The sequence below is a fragment of the Brachybacterium halotolerans subsp. kimchii genome, from assembly GCF_020792675.1.
GTDB lineage: Bacteria > Actinomycetota > Actinomycetes > Actinomycetales > Dermabacteraceae > Brachybacterium > Brachybacterium halotolerans.
Genome location: NZ_CP086254.1, coordinates 1,786,359 through 1,798,186, shown reverse-complemented (window position 1 = coordinate 1,798,186; position 11,828 = coordinate 1,786,359). Strand labels below are relative to the sequence as shown.

At 72.3% G+C, this 11,828-nt stretch carries 9 protein-coding genes; 8 read left to right on the top strand and 1 reads right to left on the bottom strand.

Translation table 11 applies throughout. From position 1 onward, the window contains the following. Positions 1-2: 2 nt before the first annotated feature. Complete coding sequence (locus Bra3105_RS08260) at positions 3-2,246, bottom strand: S9 family peptidase (RefSeq protein ID WP_228359405.1); 2,244 nt, start codon at positions 2,244-2,246, stop codon at positions 3-5. Between the two features lie 142 nt (positions 2,247-2,388). Between Bra3105_RS08260 and Bra3105_RS08255 the strand changes: the two genes are divergently transcribed. The 8 genes from Bra3105_RS08255 (at position 2,389) to Bra3105_RS08220 (ending at position 11,828) form a co-directional block, all read left to right on the top strand. Then, on the top strand, positions 2,389-4,053 hold the full coding sequence (locus Bra3105_RS08255) for an ABC transporter substrate-binding protein (protein ID WP_228359404.1): 1,665 nt from the start codon (positions 2,389-2,391) through the stop codon (positions 4,051-4,053). Positions 4,054-4,058: 5 nt separating this feature from the next. Next, positions 4,059-5,024 carry an ABC transporter permease gene (locus tag Bra3105_RS08250; RefSeq protein ID WP_228359403.1) on the top strand — a complete coding sequence of 322 codons (966 nt, stop codon included), beginning with the start codon at positions 4,059-4,061 and terminating at the stop codon, positions 5,022-5,024. After that, positions 5,021-5,959 carry an ABC transporter permease gene (locus tag Bra3105_RS08245; protein WP_228359402.1) on the top strand — a complete coding sequence of 313 codons (939 nt, stop codon included), beginning with the start codon at positions 5,021-5,023 and terminating at the stop codon, positions 5,957-5,959. The genes Bra3105_RS08250 and Bra3105_RS08245 overlap by 4 nt, the downstream gene beginning before the upstream one ends. Further along, positions 5,956-7,614: a nickel ABC transporter ATP-binding protein NikE gene (nikE, locus tag Bra3105_RS08240; RefSeq protein ID WP_228359401.1), complete on the top strand. Its 1,659-nt coding sequence runs from the start codon at positions 5,956-5,958 to the stop codon at positions 7,612-7,614. Before Bra3105_RS08245 ends, nikE begins: the two co-directional genes overlap by 4 nt. 348 nt (positions 7,615-7,962) lie before the next feature. Continuing rightward, positions 7,963-8,607 carry an ABC transporter permease gene (locus Bra3105_RS08235; protein ID WP_228359400.1) on the top strand — a complete coding sequence of 215 codons (645 nt, stop codon included), beginning with the start codon at positions 7,963-7,965 and terminating at the stop codon, positions 8,605-8,607. Beyond that, the gene (locus Bra3105_RS08230) at positions 8,604-9,896 is read left to right on the top strand and encodes an ABC transporter ATP-binding protein (protein ID WP_228359399.1); all 1,293 of its coding nucleotides are present in this window, start codon (positions 8,604-8,606) and stop codon (positions 9,894-9,896) included. Before Bra3105_RS08235 ends, Bra3105_RS08230 begins: the two co-directional genes overlap by 4 nt. Before the next feature lie 46 nt (positions 9,897-9,942). Next, entirely contained in the window at positions 9,943-10,737 is a 795-nt protein-coding gene (locus tag Bra3105_RS08225) for an ABC transporter permease (protein WP_407650917.1), read from the top strand. 2 nt (positions 10,738-10,739) lie between these two features. Next, positions 10,740-11,828, top strand: a complete 1,089-nt coding sequence (locus tag Bra3105_RS08220; protein ID WP_228359398.1) for a glycine betaine ABC transporter substrate-binding protein — start codon at positions 10,740-10,742, stop codon at positions 11,826-11,828.

Genomic DNA, 11,828 nt, shown 5'->3' with positions numbered 1-11,828 from the left:
GCTCACGCCCGGCCGCTGAACGCCTGCTCCCACCAGTCCTGGATCGCGGCGAAGCGCTGCAGACGATGCCGGGGACGTCCCGAGCGGGTGAGCTCGTGGTCCTCGCCGGGGAACACCAGCATCGAGGACGGCACCCCGTTGCGGCGCAGCGCCGCGAAGTAGCGGGTGCCCTGCTCGAGCGGGCAGCGCAGGTCCTGCTCGGAGTGGATGACGAAGGTGGGCGTGCGCACGTCGCCCACGTGCGCGAATGGGCTCTGCCGCGCGATGTCGGCCGGGTCGGTGCCCACGTACTCGTCGCCGAAGTACGAGCCGATGTCGCTCGTGCCCTGGAAGCTCGCCGGATCGAGGAAGCCGCGCTCGACGATCGCCGCGGCGAAGCGGTGGTCGTGGGCGATGCTCCACGCGGTGAGGTAGCCGCCGTAGGAGCCGCCCATGATCCCCGGGCGCGAGGCGTCCAGCCGGCCCGGATGCTCCGCGGCGTCGGCCGCGATCGCGCCCTCGAGGAAGTCGATGACGTCGGCGAAGTCGTCGGTGCCCATGCGGTGCCTGATCGCGCGACCGTGCGCCCGTCCGTACCCGGCGGAGCCGCGCGGATTGCAATAGGCGACCGCGTACCCGGCGCCCGCGAGCACCTGCACCTCGTCGAAGACGCTGACGCCGTAGTGGGCGAAGGGGCCGCCATGGATCATGAGGATCACGGGGAAGGGGCCCTCGCCCTCGGGCACCGCGAGCCAGCCGTGGACCGGGTGACCATCGCGGCCGGTCACCTCGAGCTCGCGCGGGGCGACGAGCCCGCAGGCGCGCAGGTCGGCTCCGAGGTCGGTGAGCACGCGAGGGGCCGACGGCAGGGCCCGCGCCGCGTCCTCGTCGGGCCCGCCGACCTCGCCGGCGCCGCCTGCCCCGACGTGCCCACGAGCGTCCGCGTCCTCGCCCGGCGCCGGGACCTGCACCTGCACGAGCTCGCCCGCGCTGGTGGGGGTCGAGGCAGCGGCGAGGACCACGACCTCGCCGGCCTGTCCGAGCGGGGAGACGGCCGCGGCGCCGTGCGCCTCGAGGTCGCCGCCGAGCACCTCCTGCGTGGTGCCGTCGCGGGAGACCAGGTGCAGGTGGATCCGCCCGCGCGTCAGCGCGTGGACGAGCACCCGATCGCCCGCCGTCTCGAGTGGCCCGGCTGACGTCAGCTCGAGCTGCTCAGGATCCGTGATCCGGCGCGGACGGCCGGACGCGGAGCCGCTCGGCGGGTCCAGCAGCCAGACGGCGCGGTCCGGCGCGATCGCGTCACGGCCGTCGATCGGCTCGGAGGCGAGCAGGGCGAGAGCGCCGCCGGGGAGCGCGACGAGCTGGTCGATCGAGAGGCCGTCGGCCTCCTCCAGCAGGATCGATGCGGACGACGGGGTCCCGGCATCGATCGCGACGAGCACCGAGCGCAGGTCGCGCACGTCGGACTCGAGGCGGTCGCGCACCGCGAGCACGCGCGTGCCGTCGGTGTCGAAGGCGAGCGCCGTGTGATCGTCCGGGCCCTCGGTGAGCTGCACGGCCGTGCCGGGAGCAGGGGAGACGCCTTCGGCGTCCTCGGCCCCGTCGGACTCGGCGGGACCGCGAACCCCGTCGATCCCGCCCTCGCTGCCGGTCCCGCACCCGCTGCCGGTCCCGACCCGCGGCGCCTGCGGGTACTCGGGCTCGTCGTCCAGGGACGGCAGGTCCAGGACGTGCACCTGGCGGGGTCGGTCGATGCTCCAGCCCACGCCGTTGGCATGCCAGCGCACGCTGTCCACGCGCCGCGCGGGCTCCGCATCGGGGCCGATGCCGTCGACGGTGCCGTAGCGGCCCGGCTCCGGGATCCGCGCGAGGAACGCGAGGCGGGAGCCGTCGGGCGAGAAGACGAACTGGCCGACGCCCAGCGGGGCGTCCGTGACCCGCATCGGCTCGCCCCCGCGGGGGTCCAGGAGATGGATCTGCGCGCGGCCGCGCGCGTCGGGCCGCAGGAAGGCGAGGACGGAGCCGTCGGGGGAGAGGCGGGGCGCGGAGTCGGAGATCTCGCGGGTGAGGCGCCGGGCTGCGCCGCTCTCCCGCCGCGGAGCCCCGTGCCTGCGGCCGGCGCCGTCGAGCTCGAACCTCCAGAGCTGGCCGACGCTCCGGTCGGCGCCTTCGTCCGGATGGGAGACGGCGACGATCGCGAAGCTCGCGTCGGGAGCGAGGGCCGGGGTGGAGACGGAGAGCAGGTGGCGGATGTCCGAGGGGTGCACGTCCTCGACAGTACCAACGCGATGCGGCCCCGTTCACATAAGTTGACGCTAGGGAACCCATAAACGCTAATAGTCTGTGGTGCTTCGACGACCACTCGCCGACCGCCGCATCCACGCCCCGTCCACACCCCCAGGTGGTCTCGTGTCCTCGCCTTCCTCGTCCCCTTCCCCGTCTCCTTCGTCGTCCCCGTCCCGCATCTCCCGCCGTTCCTTCGCGGGCGCCGCCGCGCTCGCCGCCGTCGCCTCGCCCCTGCTGGCCGCCTGCAGCGGCTCCTCCGGATCCGGTGGCTCCGCGGACACGTCCGTGCTGACGGTGGGCTTCCCCGAGGACAGCGAGAACTACGACCCCCACCAGCCGCCGTACACGGTCTCGCGCGCCGTCGCCCGGCAGATCGCGGACACCCTCGTCGACCAGGACCCGGAGTCCGGGGAGATCGTGCCCTGGCTCGCCGAGTCCTGGGACGTGAACAAGGACAGCTCGCAGTTCACCTTCCACCTGCGCGACGGAGTGACCTTCTCCGACGGCACCGCGTTCACCGCCGCATCGGTGAAGAAGAACTTCGACCGGGTCGTCGACCTCGGGGCGCTCGCCTACATCGGTGCGAGCCACCTGCGCGGCTACCGGAAGACGGAGGTGGTCGACGAACGCACGGCGAAGGTCTCCTTCGACGGCCCGAACGCCCAGTTCCTGCAGGCCGCGAGCACCCAGACGCTCAGCATGCTCGCCGATGCGACCCTCGAGCTCGACCCGAAGGAGGTCGCGGCCGGGAAGGTCATCGGCAGCGGCGCCTTCACCCTCGAGGACTACACGCCCGGCGAGTCCATCACCCTCGCCCGCCGCGACGACTACGCCTGGGGCTCGTCGGTCTACAGCAACCAGAAGGCCGCCGCCTACGAGAGCATCAAGATCTCGTTCATCCCCGATCCCACGACGCTCGCGGGCGCGGTGTCCTCCGGCCAGGTCGATTTCGCGTTCCTGCTGGACACGTCGACCCTCCCGGCGGTCGAGGGCGGCCAGCTGCAGGTCTCGAAGAATCCGACGCGCGGCATCTCCTTCCCGCTGATCCCCTTCGTCTACCGGGAGATCTTCGAGGACGAGGGCGTGCGCCGGGCGCTGAACCCCGCGACGGACCGCGCGGAGATCGCCGAGCGCATCTACCAGGGCCAGGTGAAGCCCGCGACCGGGCTGCTCACGGCCTCCACCCCCGGTGCGGCCGACCTCTCGGAGTTCCTCGAGCACGACCCCGAGGCGGCGGAGAAGCTCCTCGAGGACGCCGGCTGGAAGACCGTCGGCAAGGACGGCATCCGCACCAACGACGACGGCGATCGGCTGAGCGTCTCCATCCAGTACACCAGCGGGAACACGGTCTACGAACAGCTCTTCCAGCTGCTGCAGGCGCAGTGGAAGAAGGTCGGCATCGAGTTCGAGCTCAAGCCCGTCACCGAGGCGCAGGCGAGCGAGACCGGCCTCTACGACGCGAAGTACGACCTCTCGACGTGGACGCAGGGCCGCGCGGATCCCGACGTGCTGCGCGTGGTCTACAGCTCCTTCTACGAGAACCAGTCGTTCTTCTACGGCCACCCCGTTGACGAGATCGACGACGCGCTGCTGGCCCTGCAGAGCACGACGGATCCCGACGAGCGGGCGGCGGCATCGGAGAAGGCCCAGCGCCTCCTGCTCGAGGGCGGGTACTCCGTCCCCCTCGTCGACGCGATCTCGGTGAGCGCGGCCTCGAAGAAGATCCGGAAGATCGCCCTGGACGCCGAGAACAAGCCCGCCTTCGCCGATCTCGCGCCCGCGGACTGACCGCCGTGCTCCGATACGTCCTGCGCCGCCTCGGGCAGGCGGTGGTCGTCCTCTGGGGCGCCATCACCCTGTCCTTCATCATCGTCCAGCTGACCCCGGGGGACCCGGCCCGCCTGATCGTCATGGGCAGCGGGCAGGGGGATGCCGGCGCGGCCGACGAGGCCCAGCTGGGCCTCATCCGCGACGAGATGGGGCTGGACCGGCCGCTGCTCGTGCAGTACCTGAGCTATCTGCACCGTGTGGTCACCCTCGACTGGGGCACGGCCTATTCGCGGCAGCGGCAGGCGGTCTCGGCCGTGATCGGCGACAGCCTGGGATCGACCCTCGAGCTCGGGCTGGTGAGCCTGCTGTTCCTGGTGATCCTCGGCATCGTCTTCGCGCTGGGAGGAGTGCTGCTGCCCACGGCGGCTCTGCGCTCCGCCTTCCAGGCCGTGACCGTCATCGGGATCGCAGTGCCCTCGTTCGTGATGGCGATCCTGCTGCTGCAGATCTTCTCCTTCCGTCTGGGCTGGTTCCCCGCCTTCGGGGCCGACGGCCCGCGCGCCGTGCTGCTGCCTGCGCTGACCATCGCGCTGCTCGGCGCGGGGACCCTGAGCCAGGTGTTCTCGCGGAGCATCCGCGAGGTCTCCGCGGAGGGGTATGTGGAGGTCGCCCGCGCTCGCGGGCTCGGCCCCGTCCGCGTCGTCCTCGGGCACGTGCTGCGCAATGCGAGCCTGCCGGTGTACACGATCATCGGGATGCTCGTGGGCGGTGTGGTCTCCGGCGCGGCGATCATCGAGACGATCTTCGGTCGTCCCGGGATCGGCAATCTCTACGTCGAAGCCGTCACCGCGCGCGACTTCCCGCTGATCCAGGCGCTGATCGTCCTCACCGGCGGCCTGTACGTGCTGGTCACGCTCGTGGTCGACCTGAGCTATCCGTTCATCGATCCGCGCGTGGTCTCCCCGGCCCATCGAGGAGGTCGACGATGACGAGCACCCAGCGGGCCCAGCGCCCTGAGCATGCCCAGCGCCCCGAGCGCGCCCAGGGCCCCCAGAGCCATCAGGACGCACCGCGGGGCCGCTCCCGTCCGGCCCGCGGGTCCCGCGGACCGCTCCGTGTCCTGCGCATCCTCGGCGCCCGTCCGGGGGTCACCCTCGCGAGTCTGTTCCTGCTGCTGCTCGTGGGATGGATCCTGGTGCCCGACCTCTTCGCCCCCACGGACCCGATCGAGGCCGTCGGCCCGTCGCTCGCCCCACCGGGCTCGCACTACTGGTTCGGCACGGACCTCAACGGCCGCGACGTCTACAGCCGTGTGGTCCACGGAGCGCGCTCCTCGCTGCTCGCGGGCCTCGTCGCGATCGCGATCTCGCTTGTGTGCGGAGGGCTGCTGGGAATGGTCGCGGGGTACGCCGGCGGGATCCTGGACGCGGTGATCTCGCGCGCCGTCGAGGTGCTGGTCTCGATCCCGGGCCTGCTGCTCTCGCTCGCGATCATCTCGGCGCTCGGCTTCGGCGTCGACAAGGTCGCCATCGCGGTCGGCATCTCCGGCATCCCCGGCATGGTGCGGATCGCACGCGCCGAGACGCTGCGGATCATCGGACTGCCCTTCATGGACGCGGCCGCCACCAGCGGCACCAGGCGGGTGATCGCGATCCTCACGCACGTCGTCCCGAACGCCTCGGGCGCGATCGCCGTGGTCGCCGGGATCGACCTGGGCGGCGCGATCCTCGCGGTCGCGTCGCTGAGCTTCCTGGGCTTCGGCGCCGTGCCGCCGCAGCCCGAGTGGGGTTCGCAGATCAACGAGGGGCGCACGTACATCGCGAGCGCCTGGTGGTGGACCCTGTTCCCGTCGCTGGTGGCGGCACTGACCGTGCTCAGCGTTAACAGGGTCAGCCGCGGCATCGGCACGAGGAAGGACCGATGAACGAGAGCACCACGACGTCCTCGGCACGCGACGTCCCGCAGACGACCCACGGCGCCGCATCCGCGGTCCTGCGGATCCAGGACCTGGCCGTGCAGTACGTGCGCCGCGGGCGCGGGACCACAGCGGTCGACGGGGTCTCCCTGCAGGTCGGCCCGGGCGAGTCCGTCGCGCTGGTGGGAGAGTCGGGCTCGGGGAAGACGACGATCGCGAGATCCGTGCTGGGGCTGCTCGATCAGCGCGCCCGCGTGCACGGGACGGTGGAGGTGGCGGGTCACGAGCTGCTCGAGCTCGGGGTGCGCGGCGCGCGCCGTCTGCGGGGACGCGACATCGGGTACGTGCCGCAGGACCCCGGCGGTTCGCTGGATCCTCTGAAGAGGGTGCTCGACCAGGTCGTTGAGCCTCTGCGCATCCACCGCATCGGCGACCCGCGACAGCACCGCGACAGAGCGCTGCAGGCCCTGCGTGACGCGGGGCTCGAGGATCCGCGGTCCCTCGCCGGGCGCTGGCCGCACGAGCTCTCCGGCGGGCAGCGCCAGCGCGTGCTGATCGCCGCCGCGATGGTCACCGAGCCCGCGCTCATCGTGGCCGACGAGCCGACGAGCGCCCTCGACGTCACCGTGCAGCGCAGGATCCTCGATCGGATCGGGGAGCTGACGAGCTCCCACGGCACCTCGCTGCTGCTCATCACCCACGATCTCGCGATCGCGGCCGACCGCACCGACCGCACCCTGGCGCTGCGGGCAGGGAAGGTCGTCGACGAGGGCCCCAGCCGCAGCCTCCTGGTCGATCCGCAGCACCCCTACACCCGTGCTCTCGTCGACGCGATCCCGGGCCGCTCCCGCACGCTCGAGGCGATCGAGCCGCCGCGGTCCTCGCCGGAGGACGATCCGCTCGTGCACGCCCGCGGCATCGCCAAGACCTTCGGATCGAGGCGCGAGCCCGTCACCGCCCTCCTTCCCGCCGATCTCGAGGTGAGGCCGGGGGACAGCATCGGGATCGTGGGGGAGTCCGGCTCGGGCAAGACCACGCTCGCGCGCATCCTGCTGGGCCTCACGCGCCCGGACGAGGGGGACGTGCGCGTCGCCGGTCGCGCGGTCTCCCGCGGTGACCGGGCGATCCGCCGCGTCGTCCAGCCCGTGTTCCAGAACCCGCACTCCTCCTTCGACCCGGCGCGCACCGTCGGCTGGTCGGCGCTGGAGCCGGTGCGGGCGCTGGCGCCGCGCCCCCGCGCCGCTCGACAGCAGCTGCTCGTCCGACTCTTCCGCGACGTGGGGCTCGACCCGATGCTCGCGGCCCGGCGCCCGGACGAGCTCTCCGGCGGACAGCTGCAGAGGGTGGCGATCGCCCGCGCGCTCAGCGTCGAGCCGCAGGTGCTCGTGTGCGACGAGGCGGTCTCCGCCCTGGACGTCACCGTGCAGGCGCAGATCCTCGCGCTGCTCGCGCGCCTGCAGCACGAGCACCGGCTGGCCCTCGTGTTCATCACCCACGATCTCGGCGTGCTCCGTCAGGTCTGCCGCGACGTGCTGGTCATGCGCCGCGGTGAGGTCGTCGAGCGCGGGGCGACGGCGGAGGTCCTCACCGACCCGCAGACGGACTACACCCGTGAGCTGATCGCCGCGATCCCCGGCGCCGCCGAGGAGGCTCCACTCGTCTGAGCGGACCGCACCCCTGGGGAGAGCAGGACCCGTCGCCGGGGTGCCGGGACGGCCTCGCGGCCGCATCGTGGTGACACCGTGACGCGATTGTGACCAAGGCGCGTCGGACCTCTCGGGAAAAGAACCCGTGACCGGCACGAATGCAGCCGAAGGTCGAAGGGTCGCGGACGGGGTGCCACGCGCCGCCCGGCGGGTGCGCGGGCGGTGCGGAGTTGAGTTGTGGTGCGCGGCACCCTACGGTCGACGAGGCGCCCAGCGGCGCGACGGCGCGGCTCGGCCCGCCGCAGTGCGCTTCGGGACCTGACCTCCGACCCGACTCCGACCCCCGACGAGAGCGCAGGCGATTCCGTGGACTTCGGCGAATTCCTCAGCTCCCGCTCGAGCGAGATCCTGTTCGCCGCCGCCCAGCACTTCAGCCTCGTCGCCCAGTCCGTCGTCCTCGCGACGGTCATCGCGGTCGCGATCGCCGCGCTCGTGCACCGCTCGAGCCTCGGCCGCGCCGCCGCCAACTCGGTGAGCGCCGTCGGGCTCACCATCCCGTCCTTCGCCCTCATCGGCCTGATGGTCGCGCCCTTCGGCTTCGGGGTGAAGCCCGCCGTCATCGTGGTCGTGTTCTTCGCGGCGCTGCCCATCCTGCGCAACGCCATCGTGGGCCTCGCCGGGGTGGATCCGGCGCTCGTCGAATCGGCGCGGGGCCTGGGCATGAGCCGGCTGGGCATCTTCTTCCGCGTCGAGCTGCCGCTGGCCTGGCCCGTGATCCTCAGCGGAGTGCGCGTCTCCGCCCAGATGGTCATGGGCGTCGCGGCGGTCGCCGCCTACGTGCTCGGCCCCGGGCTGGGCGGCTTCATCTTCCAGGGCCTCTCGCGCCTCGGCGGTGCCGGGGCGATCGAGTCGGTGGTGACCGGCACCGTCGGCGTCATCCTCCTGGCCCTCATTCTCGACCTCCTGCTGCTGGGCCTCGGCAGGCTCACGACCTCGAAGGGCATCCGGTGACCGACTCAGACCCCCGCACCCAGACCACCGCCGCGGACTCCGCCTCCGGCGAGGCATCGGGCCGCTCGATCTTCCTGGACGCCGTCACCAAGCGGTACCCCGGGCAGAAGCGCCCGGCCGTCGACGGCGTCACCCTCGAGATCCCCGAGGGCCAGGTCGTCATGCTCGTCGGCCCCTCCGGCTGCGGCAAGACGACCACGCTGAAGATGATCAACCGCCTCATCGAGCCCACCGAGGGGCGCATCGTGCTGGGCGGCGAGGACGTCACCACGATCAACGGCGACGAGCTTCGCCGCCGCATCGGCTACGTCATCCAGGCCGGCGGCCTGTTCCCGCACATGACCGTCGCCCAGAACGTCGCGCTCGTGCCCAAGATGCTGGGCTGGGACAAGGCCCGCATCGCCGAGCGCGTCGAGGAGCTGCTCGAGCTGGTCGGCCTCGACCCCGACGTCTACCGCTCGCGGTTCCCCAAGGAGCTCTCGGGCGGGCAGCAGCAGCGCGTGGGCGTCGCCCGGGCGCTCGCCGCGGACCCGCCCGTGCTGCTCATGGACGAGCCCTTCGGCGCCGTCGATCCGATCACCCGCCAGCGCCTGCAGGACGAGCTCATCCGCATCCAGCAGGAAGTGCGCAAGACGATGGTCATCGTCACCCACGACTTCGACGAGGCCGTGAAGCTCGGCGACTGGATCGTGGTCTTCCGCGAGGGCGCGCAGATCGTCCAGTACGACACCCCCGAGCGGATCCTCGCCGAGCCGGCCGACGAGTTCGTCGAGAACTTCATCGGCTCGGGCGCCGCCCTCAAGCAGCTGGGCCTGCGCCGCGTGCGGGAGGTCGAGGCGGCCGACGCGGTCGTCGCGCACGCCGGCGGCAACGCCGCGGAGGCCCTGCGCCGCGCCGAGCAGGCGGGCCACAACCACGCGGTCGTGGTCGACGAGCGCGGACGCCCCATCTCCTGGCCCTCGCGCCGCGAGCTCTCCCGCATGACGCGCCTGCCCACCGAGCTCGACCCGGCGCTGCCCGTCGTCGGCTCGGGCGCGACCCTCAACGACGCCCTGGACACGATGCTCGTCTCGAGCGCCGGCGCCACCCTGGTCACCGGCCGCGGCGGCGTCTTCGAGGGGGTCGTGGACGTCGAGACCATCATGGACGCGATCACCATGGCCCGTCAGAGCGCCGCCGAGCGCTCGAGCGAGGCCCCGGTGGGCACCAACACCGGCGCGGTCGACGTGGTCATCGACGACGAGGGCGCCGCCGTGACCTCGCCGCAGGGATCGGCCCGCGATGACTGAGCGCCCGACGACCGACACCACCGCTCAGGCGACGGACGATGCCGCGATGGATGTCGCGGCCGACCCGACAGCCGCGCCCGACGTGCCTGATGCGGCCGATGAGGACCGCGCGCCCGCTCCGCGCCCGTGGCGCCCGCTCATCGTGCAGATCCTGGTGCTGCTCGCGATCCTCGTGGTCTACGGCGCCTGGCTGATGCTCGCGCCGCTCACGGCCACCGAGCGCAACACCCTGAACCCCTCGACGATCCTCGAGCTCACCGGCCAGCACCTCGCCCTCACCCTGGTGGCGACCGTGATCGTGCTGGTGATCGGCGTGCCGGTGGGGATCCTGCTGACCCGCGGCCCCTTCCGGAGGATCGCGGAGCCCGTGCTGGCCGTGGCGAACTTCGGGCAGGCCGCCCCGGCCGTCGGCCTCATCGTCGTGCTCGCCGCCTTCGTGCCCAACGGGTTCCAGGCCTCGATCATCGCCCTGGTGCTCTACGCGATCCTGCCGGTGCTGCGGAACACGATGATCGGCGTGCGCGGCGTCGACCAGCGCCTGGTCGAGGCGGGGCGGGGGATGGGCATGACCGCCTTCGCCGTGCTGCTGCGCGTCGAGCTGCCGCTCGCGGTGCCGGTCATGCTCTCCGGCGTGCGCACGGCGCTCGTCCTGCTGGTGGGCACGGCCTCGCTCGCCGCCTTCGTCAACGGCGGCGGCCTGGGCCTGCTGATCACCACCGGCATCAACCTGTACCTGTTCAAGGTCCTGATCTCCGGCGCGCTGCTGGTCGCGGTGCTCGCCCTGATCGTGGACTGGGCCGGCCGCGTCGTCGAGCACGTCGCCCGACCGAAGGGACTGTGAGCATGCACGAGACCACGCCCACCGGCCGGCCGAGCAGCCGGCCCGCCGACCGTCCGGTCGCCGGATCCTCGCGCCGCTCCGTCGGCTCCTCGATCGGCGGCCGCCGTCTCAGCCGCCGACGGCTGGGGGTCCTCGCGGCGCTCGGCCTGCTCCCGCTCGCCGGCTGCGGGCTGCGCCCCGCGACCGCGTACACGCCGGACGTCGCCCCCGGGAAGATCAAGCGCATCGACGACCTCGCCCAGGGCGCGCGCATCACCGTCACCGGGAAGAACTTCACCGAGCAGCTGATCCTCGGCAAGATCGGCGTGATCGCCGCCCGCGCCGCCGGCTTCGAGGTCGACGACCTCACCAACGTCCCCGGCAGCGTCCCCGTGCGCGAGCTGATGACCAACGGCGGGGCCGACATGACCTGGGAGTACACGGGCACCGCGTGGCTGACCTACCTGGGCGAGACCAAGGGCATCCCCGACAAGAAGAAGCAGTGGCAGGCCGTGCACGACGCGGATCTGGACAACGGCCTCACCTGGCTGCCGCCCGCGCCGCTGAACAACACCTACGCCCTCGCGGTGCGCAGCGAGGCCGTCGAGGAGCTGGGCGGCATCACGAAGCTCAGCCAGCTCGAGGACCTTCCCGTGAAGGACCGGACCATCTGCGTGGAGTCGGAGTTCAACTCCCGGGCCGACGGCCTCGTGCCGCTGCTGAAGGCCTACGACATCCCGCGCGGGAAGGACGACGGGGTCCCCGCGGGCAACATCAGCCTCTACGACACCGGCGCCGTATACACCGCGACGGACAGGGGCAGCTGCAACTTCGGCGAGGTCTTCACGACCGACGGGCGCATCCAGAGCCTGGACCTGAAGATCCTCGAGGACGACCGCCACTACTTCCCGGCGTACAACGTGGCCCCGGTCCTGCGCACCGAGACGCTGACGAAGCACCCGCAGCTCCAGGACGTCTACGAGACCGTGACGCCCGAGCTCACCGATGACGCCCTGCGCTCGCTGAACCTGCGGGTCGACGAGGGCGGGGAGCTGCCGGCGGACGTCGCCTTCGACTTCATGGTCGAGCAGGGACTGGTGTCCCGGCCGTAG